Raw genomic sequence first — 16785 nt, forward strand, 5'->3', positions numbered from 1 at the left:
CTCCCGTCCGCCCCGTGAGGGGCGGACAGGAGGGGTTCACCGACGGAACCGCGGGTCTAGCCCTGGCGAGCCTTGAAACGCGGATCCTTCTTGTTGATCACGAAGACCTTGCCGTGGCGGCGGACAACCTGGGCGCCCGGCTTGTTCTTCAGCGACCGAAGGGACTTACGGACCTTCATCGGGCGCTCCTTTCTCGTCGTGCGCCCCGGGCTGCTCACACAGAACCTCGGCGCGGTATTGATCGTGATTGATCGGAATTGATCAGGCTTCCCGGACCGAAGAGAACTGTCCGGAGAAGCAACGTGCGAGCCCAGAAGACCGGGTCGCGACACAGCACGACAGTCTAGCCGCAGACAGTGCCTCAACCAAACTGATGCAGTGTCAGTGCAGCGTCAGTGCCGCGTCAGAACACGAACTGCTGCAGAATAAGCGCCGTGAAGCCGAGGTACCAGACGAGCACAACCGCCGTCGGCATTCCAACCGCCGTCAGCCCAGACGACGGTGCGTCGCCGCGGTCCAGACTCCGGGAACGCGCGATGCGCACGACCGTCGACACGAACAGCGGAAGCACCACTGCCCACACCACCATGCAGTACGGACACAGCGCCTCGATCTCGTAGACGGCCTCATAGGCGAGCCAGTGCACGAAACCAACGGCGAAGATCAACCCGACAAGGAAGCCGTACCAGAACCACGCACGAAACTTCGCCCCAGCCAACAGCGCCATACCGATGGTCAGCACAACAGCGAAGCCGGCGAGCCCGATGAAGGGATTGGGGATCCCGAATGCGGACGCCTGACTGGAGTTCATGACGTCGGTACAGGAGACGACATCATTCAGGGTGCAGGCCGGGGTGAACCCGGCGTCCTGGAGGAGCTTGATCTTGTCGTAGAGAATCAGGCCGGACATGAACAGTCCGACAACTCCGAACAGGACCAGTCCCGCAGCATAAAGCTTCGACGCACCCCAGAGCCCTGGGGCGCGCGTCTCGGGACGCGTCTCTACTGCTGCACTCACTGGATCTCCCATCAGGTCCGAAGCGGACACGGTGACCGCCATGGCTGTACCTGCAATTCTCGCACACACAGACACCGGAACCGCAACATCTGTAACCCACCTCTCACCGCATTTTACCTGCTGGTTTGCACCGCCAGAGCGGGCTGAGGTACGTTATATCTCGTCCGCAGCGAGGGAGCCGTCTTCTTCACTACAGCGAACGGGGCTATGGCGCAGCTGGTAGCGCACCACACTGGCAGTGTGGGGGTCAGGGGTTCGAGTCCCCTTAGCTCCACCATCGAGGTCCGGTCCTCGCTCTCCCCAGGGAGAGCGAGGGCCGGACCTTTTTCCGTATGTACAAGCGTCGGCGGGCTTCATCCGGGGCGGGCAGTCGTCACCACCAGTTGAGACGACCATCTCTGGTTGGTCTCCGGGCCAGAAACCAACCTCAGATTACTGTCCCACGGCGGTCAGTGCACCGACCGTCGGCCCGGAACGGTTCGACGCCCCCACCATCGCTGTGGAGAGAAAGACAGCGACGCGCGGGGGCGCCCGTCGGGCCCGGCTACCCAGACCTACTCGGAGTCAGATGACTCGGTCTCTGCCGCAGACTCCTGTGGTGCGTCGCCAGCCTCGCCGCCGATCACATCGGGCACCCAGTCCTTCAGCTTCGACGGGTCCTCCGGGTCGCGTTCAACAGTGAGGTACTCCCCGTCGATGTACAACGCCGGCGTTCCTGCCTGGTCCCCCATGAGTTCGCGCAGTCGATCGCCGTTAGCTTGGAGATTCGGCTTGTACTGGTCCATCACCGACTCATCACGGATCGAGTCGACGACATCACTGTCCACGCCAAGCTGCTCAGCCGCATCTGCAAGCTCGTCGAAGCGCCAGTCTCGCGCGACCTCAGCCTGATCACCGAACGCCTTCTCATGGAACGCCCAGAACGCCCCGGCGTCGCCGGTCTCGGCGATGGCCATTGCCACCGCGCCGGTGCGGGACGAGGACTCATTGCCGTTGCTGTCGAGGAAGTTGACGGTGTGCAGGTTAACGTTGATCTCACCCGCGTCCAGAGCACCCTCCATGGACTCACTGTCAGCCTCAACGAGATCTGCACAGTGGGTGCAGCTGTAGTCCTCGTAGACGTCAGCCGTGGGAGCATCATCGGCGACGTCATCGGAACGAAGCTGAACCACACCGTCCTCCACTGCGACCGAGAAGGACACGTCCGCAGCGCTGAGTTCGACATCGGTACTCTTCCGGCCGTTGAAGACCATGAAACCGATGAACACCACGCAGATGACGACGAGAGCCACGATCCCCCAGAGAAAATTCCGGTTCTTGTCGTTCGGCGCCTTGATCTTCTGACTCACAAACCTCAACCTTTCACGGTGTTCTCTCTCTCCTCGTCCCGACGTTTTCGCAGGACGTGACCGCGTCTACCCTAGCGGTCGTCCTCGACGTATATCCACACGGCATCACCCTGCAGGTCCCCATTCCCAGCAAACTGGCATGCACGGCTCCCGCGCTCACAGTGCGCGCACAGCTGCGGCGGTCTCACCCCCGGGCAGAGAAACTTCCCTGTTCATTACCTGACGGAAACACAGGCAGGATATCTTTCTCTCATGCAAACATCTGACATGGTGCTCGCCGCCAGCTTCGAGGACGGACTCGGCGCAGTACGCGACTTCGTCTGGGGCCCCTGGCTTCTCATCCCGCTCCTTCTCGTCACCGGTCTGGTGCTGACGTTCCGTCTCCGAGGAATCCAGTTCCGCAAGCTGGGGAAGGCTCTGAGGCTGGGTTTCATTGACCGTAGCGACGACGGCGGAGAAGGCGACATCTCGCAGTTCCAGTCTCTGACCACCGCACTGGCCGCCACCGTCGGCGTGGGAAATATCGTTGGTGTGGCCACCGCGATTGCCATCGGCGGCCCCGGCGCCTTGTTCTGGATGTGGGTCACCGGTCTCGTCGGCATGGCTTCAAAATACTCCGAGGCGTTCCTTGCCGTCCGTTTCCGGGTGACGGACGGGAAAGGCAATATGTCAGGCGGCCCGCAACGCTACCTCGAGCGGGGAATCAAGGGGCCGCTGGGGAAGTTCCTGGCCTGGTTCTTCGCCATCGCCGCGGTGGTCGCCTCGTTCGGTATCGGAAACATGACCCAGGGTAACGCCGTCGCCGCCGGGCTGGAGGACACCTTCGGTGTCGAGCCGATCGTCTCCGGCATCGTCATGTTCGTTCTGCTGGGCGCAGTCCTGCTGGGCGGCATCACCGCTATCGGTCGTGTCACGTCAGGCTTCGTCCCCATGATGATCATCCTCTTCCTCGGCAGCGGTGTGATCGTCCTGATCGGGCACATCCAGGAAATTCCGGGCGCACTCGGACTTGTCTTCACTGATGCTTTCAGCGGTACTGCCGCCGCCGGCGGCTTCGTGGGCGCCGGCATCCTGCTCGCCCTGCAGACCGGCGTCGCCCGCGGCATCTTCTCCAATGAGTCGGGAATGGGCTCAGCGGCTATCGCCGCCGCCGCGGCGAAGACCACCCACCCGACGCGCCAGGGTCTGGTGTCGATGACCCAGACGTTCATCGACACCATCATCCTCGTCACCCTCAACGGTCTGATTCTGATCAGTACGGGTGTGTGGCAGGACGGCGAAGCGAATGCTGCAAACATGACCGCGAAGGCTTTCGGCACAGTCCTGGGTGACTGGGGCCCCTGGATCGTGACACTGTCTCTGGTCTTCTTCGCATTCTCAACCATCGTCGGCTGGTCCTACTACGGCGAACGCAACGCACAACGCATCTTCGGGGACCACGCCACGGTCCCCTACCGCGTGATCTTCACCTGCGTCGTGGTCGTCGGTGCCACGATGGAACTGAGCGTTGCATGGACGTTCTCGGACCTCGCCAACGGACTGATGGCCATGCCGAACCTCATCGGCATGCTCATCCTCTCCGGACTGGTGGCCCGGGAAACCAAGGCGTACCTGGATTTCGATCCGGCACTCAAGGCCTCGGCGACCGACGTCGAGAAGTTCCTCATCGAGCAGAAATCCCCGTGGCGCTGACCCCGTCCCCGTCAGCACGCGAGGGGCATTTCCCCGTCAGGTGCGTCAGACGCAGCTGACTTCAAGCTCGAGGTCTGCCACGTCACCGGCATCCGGATGATCGTCATCAACCTCCAGCTGGCCGTTCACGCGGTAGGTGTCGCCGTCGATCTCGACGGTGGCGTCGCGCTCCTGGGCGTCGGTGGACTCCCACTCCTTGCCTTCACGGTCGACACCGAGCCCGTCGACGCGCGGTTGGTCCCGGACGTCGAGGTCCACCTCGACATGGTCCGTCCTGTCGTCGTTCCACAGGTCGATCTCGAACTCGTCCGAACCGTCCTCCCTGCACTGCACGTTGGTGAACTGCGATGCGAGGTCGGTTCCGTCGAAGACCAGCGTAGCGACACTGCCACCGTCGCCGCCCGCGGCATTGTTCTCCGAGGTCTGCGTCTCGGTGCCCGTCGCATTATCTGATGTGGTGTCCGATGGGGTCCCCTGATCGGCGGTAACCGTCTCGGTAACAGTCTCCGGAGCAGTCGTGTCCGAGGCATTGTCGCCACCGTTATCGTCACTGCAGGCGGCGAGCGCACCGACAACGGCGATTCCCAGTGCAGCGGCGGCGGTACGTCGGCGGGTAGTACGGATGTTCACGGCGGTTCCTTCCCTCGGCGGATGTTTCCCATCCGATAGTAGAGGAATTCCGGGTTTCACCGTCGTAGCACCAACAGGGGGCGCTATCCTCTGGGAAACCATCTCCTATCCCGAGGACCTCCATGACTGCCGGCCTGAATGTCGCCCTCACCCCGCTCCGCTTCCTGGACCGCAGCGCCACGATTTACCCGAACCGCACCGCCTGCGTGGACGGCCCACGCCGAATCACGTTCGAGGAGATGCGTCAGGACGCACTCCGTCTCGCCGGCGCACTGCAACGCCGCGGCCTGCGCCCGGGAGCGCGCGTCGGCATGCTCGCAGCGAACAGCTACGAGGCGCTCCTCGCCCAGTTCGCCGTCCCGCTCGCCGGTGGTGTACTGGTTCCGATCAACACCCGGCTGGCCCCGGCCGAAGTCCGGTACATCTGCGACCACGCCGACATCGGCATTCTGTTCGGTGAACAGGACCTGATCCTCGCCTGCCGTCGCACCCTGGGCAGCGCCGGGCTGGTGGATACCTTCGTACTCATCCACAATGAGGACGGCTCACAGCCCCAACCCCAGTTCCCCGACTCCGGTGTGGTCACCACCTTCGATGACTTCATCGCCGGCGGTGACGAAGGGAACGGGGGCGATGCCGACGTCCGGCTGACTTTCACTGTCGTCGACGAGGATGCGGCGATCGCCATCAACTACACCTCCGGCACCACCGGACGCCCGAAGGGCGTCGTCTACACCCACCGCGGTGCCTACCTCGCGGCCCTCGGCATGGTGATGACGCACAACTACACCCGCGACACCGTGTATCTGTGGACCTTGCCGATGTTCCATTGCTCCGGCTGGTGCACCGGCTGGGCCGCAATGGCCGCCACGTCGACACAGATCGCACTACGCGCCGTACGCGGCCCGGAGATCTGGCGTCTCATCGACGACGAAGGCGTGAGCAGCCTGTGCGGCGCACCGGCGGTCCTGGCGACGATCGTCGGCTCCGACGACGCACACCCGGTCACCAACCTGTCGATCGCCACGGCCGGAGCTCCGCCGAGCCCGACGGTGATCAGCGCCTGTGAAGACCTCGGCATCGACGTCATCCATGTCTACGGACTCACGGAGACCTACGGCCCCACAGTCGCCTGTGCCCCGCAACCGGAGTGGTCCGCACTGAGTACGGCAGAGCGGGCGACACTGAAATCACGCCAAGGCCTGGCGATGGTCACCAGTGAAGAGGTTCGCGTGGTCGAGCAGGTCGCAAAGAACGCGCCGCAGGACGTGACGTTGGTCGATGTGCCGCCGGACGGAGAGACGATGGGTGAAGTGGTGATGCGCGGCAATATCGTCATGCGCGAGTACTTCCACAACCCGGACGCCACCGCAGAGGCTTTCCTCGGCGGGTGGTTCCATTCCGGGGACCTGGCGATGAAACACCCCGACGGTTACATCCAGGTCCTCGACCGGGCCAAGGACGTGGTGATCTCCGGTGGGGAGAACATCTCCACCATTGAGGTGGAACAGGCGATCATCAGCCACCCGTCGGTCGCCGATGTCTCCGTCATCGGCGTCCCCGACGACACATGGGGCGAAGCGCTACGTGCCTATGTCGTCCTCTCCCCCGGGGTCGAGCCGGACGCGACACTCGAGCAGGCGGTGATCGACCACTGCCGCGGCCTGATCGCCGGCTACAAGGTCCCGCGCGACTACCGTGTCATCGAGGAGCTACCCCGGACGTCGACGGGGAAGGTCCGGAAAAACGTGCTGCGTGACGAGGCAGGTAGCGAGAACCAGGGAGAGAATCCACCCGGGGCACGACGCGGTCCAGAAGAATAACGACCAGCACGACGACGCCCAGGCCCAGCGCCAGGCCCGTGGCGACGTCATGCACGTAATGGACACCTGCCGCGACACGGCTGAAGGCCGCCGCAACGGCCAAAGGAACAGTGAACCACCCCAACGCCGGCAGAGCGAAAGCGCAGGCCACGGCGAAAGCTGCCGCAATAGTGGAGTGATTCGACGGCCATGCCCAACTGCCCGCTTCCGGACACGTGAGGACAGTGGCGACGTCGCCGACCGAGCACGGGCGCGCCTCCTGGACGATATTCTTCGTCACCTCACTGATCAGGTACGCAGCAATAACGCCCAGACCTCCGATCACCAGGCGACGCAGTACCCCGTGGTCACGGACCAGCGCCCACACTGCAACGATCCCCGCCGTTGCGACGAGAGCGAGAAGCGCCGCTTCGGTGAACACGCTCACCGCCCCACTGAGCGGTGATTCCGCAGTCCCTTCCGCGACCGTCCGGTACAGGGCGTCACGCACCGGGTAGGTCACGACGGCAGTCAACACCAGGACGAGGACGACGGCACCGGTGGTGCCGGCGGTGCGTGGGGCAATAGCTGATCTCGACATTGGGCTGAACGCTACCAACCTGGTGCCCCTGATCCCAGTCAGCCCGACCGGAAGTTTCGGTTGACAATCCATCACGCTCCGCCCTACACTTACCGAACGATCGGTCAGTTCATGGCCGAGGCAACGACCGGAGGTAACCATGACTGCCACGACGACACCGGACCAGGCATTCAACGAGCTCATCGACAACGACGCCCGCATCGAATCGACAGACTGGATGCCCGAGAAGTACCGCAAGACCCTGACCCGCCAGATCTCACAGCACGCGCATTCGGAGATCATCGGTATGCAACCTGAGGCCAACTGGATCTCACGGGCCCCCAGCCTCAAGCGCAAGGCGATTCTTATGGCCAAAGTCCAGGACGAGGCCGGCCACGGCCTCTACCTCTACTCCGCTGCCGAGAGCCTCGGAACCGACCGGGCCACGTTGGTGCAACAACTGTTGGACGGCACCGCAAAGTACTCCTCGATCTTCAATTATCCGGCGCGTACCTGGGCCGACATCGGTGCGATCGGGTGGTTGGTCGACGGCGCCGCGATCGTCAACCAGGTTCCGTTGTGCCGTTGCTCCTACGGCCCGTACGGGCGGGCCATGGTACGCGTCTGCAAGGAGGAGTCCTTCCATCAGCGTCAGGGATGGGAGATCCTGCACTCCCTGGCCAACGGCACCGCTGCTCAGAAGCAGATGGCACACGAGGCGATCAACCGTTTCTACGGCCCTGCCCTGCAGATGTTCGGCCCACCCGACGGGGACTCCCCCAATTCCGAACAGTCCATGGCCTGGAAGATCAAACGTTTCTCCAACGACGAGCTCCGTCAACGTTTCGTCGACACGATCGTCCCCCAGGCGGAGGCACTCGGGCTCAGCTTCGACGACCCCGACCTGGTGTGGAACGAGGAACGCGGCCACTACGACTACGGCGAGCTCGACTGGGACGAGTTCATGTCCGTCATCAAGGGCCACGGCCCGTGCAATACGCAGCGCATGGAGCACCGGCGTCAGGCCCATGCCGATGGAGCGTGGGTCCGCGATGCCGCCGCCGCCTACGCCGAGCGCTCCAACGCCGTCGAGACCGCACTGATCAGCGCCTGACCGCCTGACCACGTGCCTGACTTGTAGACAGACGAAAGAGAAGAGGAACACTATGTCCACCAACTGGCCGCAGTGGGAAGTATTTGTCCGGTCGACCCGGGGTCTCTCCCATGTCCACGCTGGCTCCCTGCACGCTCCCGACGAGACCATGGCGCTGCGTAATGCCCGTGACCTTTTCACCCGTCGCAATGAAGGCACGTCAGTCTGGGTTGTTCCGTCAGCGGCGATCACCGCGTCCGACCCGGACTCCAAAGGCGGTTACTTCCAGTCGTCCTCCGGGAAGAACTACCGCCACGCGACGTATTACACCGCCTCAGAAGGGGTGAAGCACCTGTGAATACCACCACTGCTGTCAGCACGGACTCCGCCACACACATGTCCGTCGGCGACGCGATCACTGCCGAGCAGGTCACCGACATGATTGCGAGCACCGGGGGGAATGCCTCGCGGGAAATCGCTGACTACGCTCTCCAGCTCGCCGACGACTCGCTGGTCCTCTCCCAACGCCTGGGGTGGTGGATTTCGCGCGCGCCGGAGATGGAGGAGGATGTCGCCCTGGGCAACATCGCCCTCGACGTCCTCGGCCACGCCCGGTTCCTCTATACCTACGCAGGCAGCGCCTGGGGAAAAACCGAGGACGAGCTGGCCTATTTCCGTGACGAAGAAGACTTCCGCTCCTGCCGGCTCGTCGAACAACCCAACGGGGACTTCGGCCACACGATCGCACGCCAGTTGATCTTCAGCCTCTACGCCGGCGAGCTCTACTCACGACTGTCCGCCTCCACCGACCCCATGCTCGCCGCTATCGCGGACAAGGCCGTCAAGGAGGTTAGCTACCACATCGACCACGCCATCCAGTGGTTACTGCGTCTCGGTCTGGGCACCGACGAATCCCACCGCCGTATACAGGCCGGGCTGGAATCAATGTGGCCGTACAAGGATGAGCTGTTCACCGACACCGAGACCATCGACCGGGCGAACGAGAAGTCGCCGGGGGCGATCGTCCGACCGTCGACTCTCAAAGAGACCGTGGACGCCCACCTGGCGACGGTGATCGAGAAGGCCGGACTGTCGGTGCCCACCGTGCCGGCGGCCGCCGACCTGGGATACGCCCGAACAGGACGGTTCAGTGAGCACCGCGGCTACATCATCACCGAGATGCAGTCGCTGGCCCGCCAACACCCGGGAGCGACATGGTGACCGCCGACTCGACTGCACCGGACACACAGACACAGGTATGGGCTGCCGCGGCAACGGTCACAGATCCGGAGATTCCCGTCCTCACGATTGCCGACCTGGGGATCTTACGGAAGGTCGCTGTCGACGGTGACTCCGTGACGGTGACGATCACACCGACGTACTCCGGTTGCCCGGCGATGTCCCAGATCACCGCCGACGTCACAGACGCTGTGGCACGCACCGGATTCGACCACTCCCGGATCCGGGTAGAGACCGTGCTCAGCCCGGCCTGGACCACCGACTGGATGACCGAGGAGGGCAAACGCAAGCTCACGGAATACGGCATCGCCCCGCCGACCCACCGTTCCACCCCCACCGGCCCGGTAAGTCTGCAACTCGGTCTCCCCCGTCCGGATGTCCCCTGCCCCCGGTGCCAGTCCCACAACACCCGTGAACTGACCCGGTTCGCCTCCACCTCCTGCAAGGCGCTGTACGTGTGCAATGACTGCCACGAACCCTTCGACTACTTCAAGGTGCACTGATGACAACCACGACCCCCCGCACCCGTGCCCGGTTCAATCCCCTGACGGTCTCCGAGGTCAGGCCCCTGACGGAGAATGCCGTGGAAGTGTGTTTCACGGTGCCCGAGGACCTGGTCGCCGACTACAACTACGTCCCGGGCCAGTACGTGGCCCTACGAGCAACCATCGACGGGACCGAGGTCCGGCGGTCGTACTCCATCTGCGCCGCCCCGGTGCCTGGCGAGATCCGGGTGGCGATCAAAAAGACCCTGGGCGGCGTCTTCTCCACCTGGGCCAACGAGGCTCTGGCTGCCGGAGACGTCATCGAGGTGATGAACCCACAGGGGGCCTTCACCCAGAAAGTGCGGACCACGGCGATGAACGACCCGGCAGAACTCGTCGCCGAACAGCTCGACCATAATCCGCGGGCCCGTCTCGTCGCTTTCGCTGCGGGTTCGGGAATTACTCCGGTCATGGCGATCGCCACCGCAACGCTGGCCGGTTCCCCCGACGCCACCTTCGAACTTGTCTACGCCAACCGGTCGACGGTGGACGTGATGTTCGCCGAAGAGATCGGCGATCTGAAGGACCGCTACCCTGACCGGTTCACCGTCCACCACATCCTGTCACGTGAGAACCGGACGAGCCCACTGCACACCGGGCGCGTCGACGACGAGAAACTCTCCCTCATGCTGGACCGCATGCTCCGTGCCGGGGACGTGGAGGAGTGGTTCCTCTGCGGTCCTTTCGACATGGTGCAGCTTGCCCGTGATGAGCTGAAAGACCGGGGTGTCCCGGAGGAGCGCGTCCGATTCGAGCTGTTCAGCACGGGAAAGCCGTCGAGTCCGGACGGTCAGCACGGACGTGTCGTCGAGGTCAAGGACAACGAGCCGACATACGAGGTCGAGTTCACCTTGGACGGCTCGTCGTCCACTGTGGACTCCCCTCGGTCCGCCCGGGAAACCATTCTCAACGCCGCGCTGCGCAAGCGTCCGGATGTCCCCTTCGCCTGTGCCGGAGGCGTCTGCGGCACCTGCCGGGCGAAGTTGGTGACGGGCACCTGCGACATGGACGAGAACTTCGCCCTGGAGCCGGATGAAGTCGACGCCGGGTACATCCTCACCTGCCAGTCCCGGCCGACCAGCGACGCTGTGAGTGTGAACTTCGATGCCTGAGCAGCACGACGACACCCACACCGGGCGCGCCACCGTCACCCTGTCCGTGACCGACGCTGTCGCGGAACTCGTCCTCGATGCTCCGACGAAACTCAATGCGCTGACCGCAGGTGACCTCGGCGAGCTTCGTTCTCTTCTGGACGACGCCACTGCACAGGCCCGGCGCGGGGAGGTACGTTCCCTCGTCCTACGCGGGCAGGGTCGCGGATTCTGCGCCGGACGCGATGTAACCGGCACTGCCCCCGACAACGACGACGCTTCCGGATACCTGGCTACCCTCGAACCGGTCCTCCATGCTCTGGAAGAGTTCCCCGCACCGACATTCGCCGCCGTCCATGGAGCCTGTCTCGGGGTCGGTTTAGGGTTGGCCATCGCCTGTGACGTGGTCTATCTGTCCGAGACGGCGAAGCTCGGCTCCCCCTTTGCCGCACTCGGGGCGACGCTGGACTCCGGCGGTCACGCATATTTCCTGTCCCGGCTCGGCAGGCACCGTTCCCTTGACCTGATCTACAGCGGTGAACTGATCAGCGGCGGACAAGCGGTCAGCGAAGGATTGTTCTCCCGGTCCGTGCCTGAGGACCAGCTCCTGGAGTTCACCCGGTCAGCAGCCCGGAAAGCAGCGACGGGTCCCACCGCCGCCTTTCTCGAATCCAAACGACTGCTGACCACCATTGATTCTGACTCCCTCAGCCCCCGCGAGGCGCTCACCCTCGAAAATGCCGCTCAGGTCAGACTGTCCCACACTCCCGATTACGCCGAAGGTTTCCGCGCTTTCCAGGAAAAGCGGACGCCTGTCTTTACCGGAAAGGCCCACCGATGACTCACCTTGATTCCCGCGCCGCCTACATTGTCGAGGCACGCCGGACCCCCGTGGGACGCTACGGCGGTGCATTGGCGTCGGTACGTCCCGACGATCTCGCCGCCGCCGTCATCTCCGACGTCCTGGAGAAATCCGGTGCCGACCCGTCCTCAGTGGATGAGGTGATCCTCGGCAACGCCAACGGCGCCGGTGAGGAGAACCGCAACGTCGCACGGATGGCCTGGCTTCTCGCGGGCGGGCCCGAGCATGTGCCCGGCATGACCGTGAACCGTCTCTGTGCCTCCGGTATGAGTTCGGTCGCCGACGCCTGGCACAAGATCGCGGCCGGCGTCGCCGACCTCATCGTCGCCGGTGGAGTGGAGTCGATGACCCGCGCCCCATGGGTCCAGGAGAAACCATCCACGGCGTGGGCGAAGCCCGGACCGAGCTTTGACACGTCGATCGGCTGGCGCTTCACGAATCCGAAGCATCTCGAGGTCGACAAACGGACCCTGTCGATGCCGGAGACGGCCGAAGAGGTCGCCGACGTCAAAGAGATCACCCGGACGGATGCAGACGCTTTCGCACTTCGCTCGCACACCCGGGCGCTCGCTGCCATCGAGGCAGGGCAGTTCGCCGCTGAAATCACCCCTGTCACTGTGCACGGTCGCAAGGGCGCAGTGACTGTCATCGAGACTGATGAAGGCCCGCGTGCGGACACCACTCTGGACACACTGGCGACCCTGCGTGCGATTGTCCGTCCGGACGGCGTCGTCACCGCGGGAAATTCATCGTCACTCAATGACGGCGCCTCAGCTCTGGTCATCGCCTCTGGTGAGGCGTGCCGTCGCTACGGGCTGACTCCGCGCGCCCGCGTTGTCACCGACGCTGCAGTTGGTCTCGCCCCCGAGATCATGGGCATGGGGCCGGTCCCTGCCACCCGGAAGGCCCTGGACAGAGCTGGGTGGAGCATTGACGACCTTGACGCGGTGGAACTCAACGAGGCATTCGCCAGTCAGTCCCTGGCCTGTATGCGCGAGCTCGGCCTGGACGTCCGCGACGATATCGTCAACGCCTCCGGTGGTGCCATCGCCCTCGGCCATCCTCTTGGCTCGTCGGGGTCCCGGCTCGTTGTCACACTGCTGAACCGGCTTGAGCGGGAGGGCGGTCATCGTGGCCTGGCTACGATGTGTGTCGGCGTCGGGCAGGGAACGGCCATCCTCATTGAGCGGGTGGACGCATGACGTTCTCCACACTCTCCTTGACCGACGAGACGCGCGGAGCAGCAACCTATGCTGTGGCCAGGCTGAACCGCCCCGATGTACGCAACGCCATAGACCAGGCAATGGTGAACGACCTGCACGCCGTGTGCACAGATCTCGAAGAACGCCCCCGCACGCTCGTCCTTACCGGCTGCCAGATTGACGGCACGAACGGACCCAGGGGAATTTTCGCCTCGGGTGCAGACATCACCCAGCTTCGGGAGCGCCGTCGTGACGATGCCCTGCGGGGGATCAACTCGCAGGTATTCGACCGGATCGCGAAACTGCCGATGCCGGTTATCGCAGCGATTGACGGTGCAGCCCTGGGCGGAGGCGCAGAGCTCGCCCTCGCCGCAGACTTCCGCCTCGGAACCCCGGGTACTCGTTTCGGGCAGCCGGAGACCGGGCTCGGCATTGTTGCCGCAGCCGGTGGTCTCTGGCGGCTCAAAGAGGTCACCGGTGAACAACTGGCCAAGGAGATCCTTCTGGCCGGCCGGATCCTCACCGGCGAGGAATGCCGGGACAGCGGGATCCTGCTCTCACTGCACTCTCCTGAGGACCTCGTCGATGCCGCTGCCGCGCTGGCAGAGCGCATCGCCGCCCAGGATCCGCTGGCCGTCCGCATCTCCAAACGTGTCTTCTCCATGCCTCGCGATGCACACCCGCACGTCGACGAACTCGCCCAGGCTGTCCTGTTCGAGTCACAAGAGAAGTTCGACCGCATGCAGGCCTTCATCGACAGAAAGAAGAAATAACATGACCGATCCTGACCACTCCTCCACCTTGCCGGATGTCGTAGGGGTCATCGGTGGCGGACGCATGGGAGCTGGCATAGCTCATGCTTTTCTCGTCGCCGGATGCGCCGTAACCGTGCTGGAGGCTGATCCGGACGCCTCGGCAGCCGCACGCAACCGGGTTATCGACCAGATCCAGGCTTCTGCAGACAGGGGGAAACTTACCGGCTCACCGGTCGAGACCTTCGAGCGTCTCACCGTCTCGGAGACGACCACCGACCTCGCGGGATGCGGTCTCGTGGTCGAGGCGGTCCCGGAGGACATGTCCATCAAGACTGAGGCCCTCACCCGCGCAGCCGCCGTCGTCGGGGACTCTGCCTGGATTGCGACGAACACCTCGTCTCTCTCCGTCGACGATCTTGCTGCCGCGGTCGGGGGCGTCACGGGCCGTCCGGAGAAGGTGTGTGGTCTGCACTTCTTCAACCCGGTACCTGCCTCGAAGCTGATCGAGGTGGTGATCGCTGACGCGACCTCTGCGGAACTCGCCGAAAAGGCTCCCACGTGGGTCACTGCCTTGGGAAAGACACCGGTGGTGGTGAAGAATCGCCCCGGCTTCGCGTCATCGCGGCTTGGTGTGGCCATTGCGCTGGAAGCAATGCGTATGGTCGAGGAAGGCGTCGCTTCTACGGAGGACATCGACAACGCCATGACCCTGGGGTACAAGCATCCTGTCGGCCCGCTGGCCCTGACCGATATCGTCGGACTCGATGTCCGACTCGGCATCGCCGAGTACCTGGAGTCCACTCTCGGGGAACGGTTCGCTCCACCACAGATACTCCGGGACAAAGTCAGTGCGGGGGAGCTGGGCCGTAAGTCAGGCCGAGGCTTCTACGAGTACCCGTCCTGACGTGACGCATAGGTCTGTCCGGATCAGTCCACCGTCCGGTCCCGCCCTGCGAGTACCCCTGCCCAGAGCATCGCGACGTTCACGGCGATGAGCATGGTGAGCGCCGGTGTCCAGGATCCGGTGGCATCATGTAGGGCACCGACGGCAACCGGCCCGAGGGCGGCAAGGATGTAGCCGACGGACTGGGCCATTCCTGACAACGAGGCCGCCGTGGTGTGGTGTCGGGTCCGCAGTCCGAACAGGGACAACGAGAGTACGATACTCGCACCACCACCGATGCCTGCGATGCAGGCCCAGATCCCCGTCAGTCCGGGCGCAATGAGGATCCCGGTGACGGCGATGAGCAGAGTCGCTGGAATGAGGACTCCGAGGACCCGCTGATCCCGCAACCGCACCAGCAGGGCAGAGCAGACGAGACTACCGGCGATGCCGAAGACATTGAAGAAGAGCAGATGGGAACCGGCGGTCGCCCCACTGATTCCGGCGTCCTGCTCAATCGACGGGAGCCAGGTGACCAGGACATAGTACACAGTGGACTGCAGCCCCATGAATGCAGCGACCTGCCAGGCCAGCGCACGGCGCCACACCGGTTCCGGGGCCCGCGCAGCAACCGGTGTTGCCGCGACGGTGGACGTGGAGCTCCCCCTCCGCAGCTGTGGAAGGACGACGGCAATGGCCAGCAGTGCGAGGCCCGCCCACATCCCCAGGGGCAACCGCCACCCCAGGGCCGTCAACCCCGCCACCGGCACCGCTACACCAGCGGCGATTGCGGCGCACCCCGACTGCACTGCAGAATACGCTCCGGTAACCTGACCGATTTTCGTAGGAAAATCGCGCTTCACCAATGCGGGGAGCACGACATTCAGGACCGCGATGGCAATGCCGATCAGGAGGGTGCCGATCCAGAGCAGGGCGATCGGCGGCGTCGACCGAGCGAGCAGACCCGTGGCGAGGACGGCAAGTCCCACAGCGATGATGCGCTCCAGTCCGAACCGGTGTGCCAGTCTCGGCACCAGCGGCGACACGACCGCGAAAGCCAACAGAGGCAGACTAACGAGAAAGGATGCCGCGGACGAGGAGATGCCCAGATCCTCCTCGATGTCGGTGAGTACAGGCCCGACAGTGGTGATCGCCGCACGCAGGTTGCCTGCGACAAGAAGTATCCCGGCCACGACGAGCACGGCAGGGACAGGGGGCGTAGGAGCGGTACGGTGTCGCACCGGGGTCTCGTCTGTCATTGCTGTGCCTCCCGCGGTGCCTGGTCAGGTGAAGACCGGTGGATAGTGGCGTAGTCCTGCACCAGCGAAACAGTACGTGTGGCGGCGTCCGCGGCGGCGTCGGCCTCGTGGTCGGCGACGGCCTGGACGATGGCGGCATGTTCCGCGTCGATGTCGGCGATAGCGCCGGAACGGTCAGCGACGTTGATGTCCTCATGGGAGAAATGCAGGAGTGCCTGCTCATTACCGCCTACTCCGCGGTAGAGCTCCGCCAGCAGGGCATTTCCCGATGCCTCCATGAGTACGCGATGGAAAGTGATGTCCGCGGCTGCGTAGGCGTCGTGATCGGCGGCGACGGCGCGTGAGGCAAGTGCGTCTTTCAATGCACCGATCTGCACGTCGGTGGCCCGCAGTGCCGCAAGCCTGGCACCCTCGCGCTCAAGGACCGCGCGAACCTCGGCAACGTCCTGCTCCCGGTCCTGGTCAATACGCCGTGCAAGAGTCGGGGCAAGATCACTGGTGGCGGTGACGAAGGTACCGTAACCGGCGCGCGCCCCGAGCATTCCAGCGTGCACAAGGGCACGCACGGCTTCACGAACGCTGTTTCGACTGACACCCAGATCCTCGGCCAGGTCATTCTCTGTGGGAATGAGCGCGCCGACCGGGAATTCTCCGGAGGCTATACGCCGCCGCAGCTGGTCGGCGACCTGCTCGGACAAGGTGGGGTGCGGCTGAATCCTGGGCATGCAGAACAGCCTAGCAGCAAAGAGCCAAATGTAGGATAATTAGCCCCCCCCCCGGCGCCC

The 16785-nt window shown here is 64.2% G+C and carries 17 protein-coding genes, 1 tRNA gene and 1 pseudogene; 12 read left to right on the forward strand and 7 right to left on the reverse strand.

The features are described from left to right. Positions 1 to 56: 56 nt before the first annotated feature. Both ykgO and CGLY_RS12530 read right to left on the reverse strand, forming a co-directional pair. Positions 57 to 179 (reverse strand): type B 50S ribosomal protein L36, encoded by a 123-nt coding sequence (gene ykgO / locus CGLY_RS12525; protein WP_012732041.1) that lies wholly within the window; start codon positions 177 to 179, stop codon positions 57 to 59. Positions 180 to 403: 224 nt separating this feature from the next. Continuing rightward, positions 404 to 1018: a vitamin K epoxide reductase family protein gene (locus tag CGLY_RS12530; protein WP_227590272.1), complete on the reverse strand. Its 615-nt coding sequence runs from the start codon at positions 1016 to 1018 to the stop codon at positions 404 to 406. 201 nt (positions 1019 to 1219) lie between these two features. Between CGLY_RS12530 and CGLY_RS12535 the strand changes: the two genes are divergently transcribed. Next, positions 1220 to 1295 (forward strand) — tRNA-Ala (locus CGLY_RS12535). Positions 1296 to 1572: 277 nt separating this feature from the next. Here the strand turns inward: CGLY_RS12535 and CGLY_RS12540 are convergent. After that, on the reverse strand, positions 1573 to 2367 hold the full coding sequence (locus CGLY_RS12540) for a DsbA family protein (RefSeq protein WP_081803919.1): 795 nt from the start codon (positions 2365 to 2367) through the stop codon (positions 1573 to 1575). A gap of 267 nt (positions 2368 to 2634) precedes the next feature. Between CGLY_RS12540 and CGLY_RS12545 the strand changes: the two genes are divergently transcribed. After that, positions 2635 to 4059, forward strand: a complete 1425-nt coding sequence (locus tag CGLY_RS12545) for an alanine/glycine:cation symporter family protein (protein ID WP_038549892.1) — start codon at positions 2635 to 2637, stop codon at positions 4057 to 4059. Between the two features lie 45 nt (positions 4060 to 4104). On the opposite strand, the gene CGLY_RS12550 is transcribed toward CGLY_RS12545, so the two are convergent. Next, positions 4105 to 4689, reverse strand: coding sequence for a lipoprotein LpqH (locus tag CGLY_RS12550; RefSeq protein ID WP_038549894.1), 585 nt, complete (start codon positions 4687 to 4689; stop codon positions 4105 to 4107). 122 nt (positions 4690 to 4811) lie between these two features. Here CGLY_RS12550 and CGLY_RS12555 point away from each other — a divergent pair, with 122 nt between their 5' ends. Beyond that, complete coding sequence (locus tag CGLY_RS12555) at positions 4812 to 6512, forward strand: AMP-binding protein (RefSeq protein WP_038549896.1); 1701 nt, start codon at positions 4812 to 4814, stop codon at positions 6510 to 6512. 49 nt (positions 6513 to 6561) lie between these two features. Here the strand turns inward: CGLY_RS12555 and CGLY_RS17835 are convergent. After that, positions 6562 to 7293: pseudogene (locus CGLY_RS17835) on the reverse strand (phosphatase PAP2 family protein); the annotation flags it as partial. Between CGLY_RS17835 and paaA the strand changes: the two are divergent. Genes paaA through CGLY_RS12600 form a run of 9 tightly spaced genes read left to right on the forward strand, consistent with a single transcriptional unit; the run spans position 7232 to position 14762 of the window. Continuing rightward, complete coding sequence (gene paaA, locus CGLY_RS12560; RefSeq protein WP_038549898.1) at positions 7232 to 8185, forward strand: 1,2-phenylacetyl-CoA epoxidase subunit PaaA; 954 nt, start codon at positions 7232 to 7234, stop codon at positions 8183 to 8185. The pseudogene CGLY_RS17835 and the gene paaA overlap by 62 nt on opposite strands. A 52-nt stretch (positions 8186 to 8237) precedes the next feature. Then, positions 8238 to 8522 carry a 1,2-phenylacetyl-CoA epoxidase subunit PaaB gene (gene paaB / locus CGLY_RS12565; protein ID WP_038549899.1) on the forward strand — a complete coding sequence of 95 codons (285 nt, stop codon included), beginning with the start codon at positions 8238 to 8240 and terminating at the stop codon, positions 8520 to 8522. A gap of 38 nt (positions 8523 to 8560) precedes the next feature. Further along, on the forward strand, positions 8561 to 9385 hold the full coding sequence (paaC, locus tag CGLY_RS12570; protein WP_052540939.1) for a 1,2-phenylacetyl-CoA epoxidase subunit PaaC: 825 nt from the start codon (positions 8561 to 8563) through the stop codon (positions 9383 to 9385). Further along, positions 9379 to 9906 carry a 1,2-phenylacetyl-CoA epoxidase subunit PaaD gene (gene paaD, locus CGLY_RS12575; RefSeq protein ID WP_038549903.1) on the forward strand — a complete coding sequence of 176 codons (528 nt, stop codon included), beginning with the start codon at positions 9379 to 9381 and terminating at the stop codon, positions 9904 to 9906. Before paaC ends, paaD begins: the two co-directional genes overlap by 7 nt. Next, positions 9906 to 11060, forward strand: coding sequence for a 1,2-phenylacetyl-CoA epoxidase subunit PaaE (paaE, locus tag CGLY_RS12580; RefSeq protein ID WP_038549905.1), 1155 nt, complete (start codon positions 9906 to 9908; stop codon positions 11058 to 11060). The genes paaD and paaE overlap by 1 nt, the downstream gene beginning before the upstream one ends. Next, positions 11053 to 11880 (forward strand): enoyl-CoA hydratase/isomerase family protein, encoded by an 828-nt coding sequence (locus CGLY_RS12585; RefSeq protein WP_052540164.1) that lies wholly within the window; start codon positions 11053 to 11055, stop codon positions 11878 to 11880. Before paaE ends, CGLY_RS12585 begins: the two co-directional genes overlap by 8 nt. Continuing rightward, on the forward strand, positions 11877 to 13103 hold the full coding sequence (locus tag CGLY_RS12590) for a thiolase family protein (protein WP_038549907.1): 1227 nt from the start codon (positions 11877 to 11879) through the stop codon (positions 13101 to 13103). Before CGLY_RS12585 ends, CGLY_RS12590 begins: the two co-directional genes overlap by 4 nt. Further along, a complete protein-coding gene (locus tag CGLY_RS12595) occupies positions 13100 to 13876 on the forward strand; it encodes an enoyl-CoA hydratase/isomerase family protein (protein ID WP_038549909.1) in 777 nt (258 codons plus the stop codon). Before CGLY_RS12590 ends, CGLY_RS12595 begins: the two co-directional genes overlap by 4 nt. A 1-nt stretch (position 13877) precedes the next feature. Further along, the gene (locus tag CGLY_RS12600; protein WP_038549911.1) at positions 13878 to 14762 is read left to right on the forward strand and encodes a 3-hydroxyacyl-CoA dehydrogenase family protein; all 885 of its coding nucleotides are present in this window, start codon (positions 13878 to 13880) and stop codon (positions 14760 to 14762) included. 23 nt (positions 14763 to 14785) lie between these two features. Here CGLY_RS12600 and CGLY_RS12605 read toward each other — a convergent pair whose 3' ends face one another. Then, positions 14786 to 16000, reverse strand: coding sequence for a CynX/NimT family MFS transporter (locus CGLY_RS12605; RefSeq protein ID WP_038549913.1), 1215 nt, complete (start codon positions 15998 to 16000; stop codon positions 14786 to 14788). Continuing rightward, positions 15997 to 16725, reverse strand: a complete 729-nt coding sequence (locus tag CGLY_RS12610; RefSeq protein ID WP_052540165.1) for a FadR/GntR family transcriptional regulator — start codon at positions 16723 to 16725, stop codon at positions 15997 to 15999. The genes CGLY_RS12605 and CGLY_RS12610 overlap by 4 nt, the downstream gene beginning before the upstream one ends. Positions 16726 to 16785 lie beyond the last annotated feature (60 nt).

This window comes from Corynebacterium glyciniphilum AJ 3170 (assembly GCF_000626675.1).
Taxonomy (GTDB): Bacteria; Actinomycetota; Actinomycetes; order Mycobacteriales; family Mycobacteriaceae; genus Corynebacterium; species Corynebacterium glyciniphilum.

What these genes read in the sequence shown, in the direction of transcription:
- CGLY_RS12605 (WP_038549913.1), bottom strand. Translation starts at nt 16,000, where the DNA reads ATGACAGACGAGACCCCGGTGCGACACCGTACCGCTCCTACGCCCCCT.
- CGLY_RS12545 (WP_038549892.1), top strand. Translation starts at nt 2,635, where the DNA reads ATGGTGCTCGCCGCCAGCTTCGAGGACGGACTCGGCGCAGTACGCGAC.
- paaE (WP_038549905.1), top strand. Translation starts at nt 9,906, where the DNA reads ATGACAACCACGACCCCCCGCACCCGTGCCCGGTTCAATCCCCTGACG.
- ykgO (WP_012732041.1), bottom strand. Translation starts at nt 179, where the DNA reads ATGAAGGTCCGTAAGTCCCTTCGGTCGCTGAAGAACAAGCCGGGCGCC.
- CGLY_RS12555 (WP_038549896.1), top strand. Translation starts at nt 4,812, where the DNA reads ATGACTGCCGGCCTGAATGTCGCCCTCACCCCGCTCCGCTTCCTGGAC.
- CGLY_RS12595 (WP_038549909.1), top strand. Translation starts at nt 13,100, where the DNA reads ATGACGTTCTCCACACTCTCCTTGACCGACGAGACGCGCGGAGCAGCA.
- paaC (WP_052540939.1), top strand. Translation starts at nt 8,561, where the DNA reads ATGTCCGTCGGCGACGCGATCACTGCCGAGCAGGTCACCGACATGATT.
- paaB (WP_038549899.1), top strand. Translation starts at nt 8,238, where the DNA reads ATGTCCACCAACTGGCCGCAGTGGGAAGTATTTGTCCGGTCGACCCGG.
- paaA (WP_038549898.1), top strand. Translation starts at nt 7,232, where the DNA reads ATGACTGCCACGACGACACCGGACCAGGCATTCAACGAGCTCATCGAC.
- CGLY_RS12585 (WP_052540164.1), top strand. Translation starts at nt 11,053, where the DNA reads ATGCCTGAGCAGCACGACGACACCCACACCGGGCGCGCCACCGTCACC.
- CGLY_RS12590 (WP_038549907.1), top strand. Translation starts at nt 11,877, where the DNA reads ATGACTCACCTTGATTCCCGCGCCGCCTACATTGTCGAGGCACGCCGG.
- CGLY_RS12600 (WP_038549911.1), top strand. Translation starts at nt 13,878, where the DNA reads ATGACCGATCCTGACCACTCCTCCACCTTGCCGGATGTCGTAGGGGTC.
- CGLY_RS12610 (WP_052540165.1), bottom strand. Translation starts at nt 16,725, where the DNA reads ATGCCCAGGATTCAGCCGCACCCCACCTTGTCCGAGCAGGTCGCCGAC.
- paaD (WP_038549903.1), top strand. Translation starts at nt 9,379, where the DNA reads ATGGTGACCGCCGACTCGACTGCACCGGACACACAGACACAGGTATGG.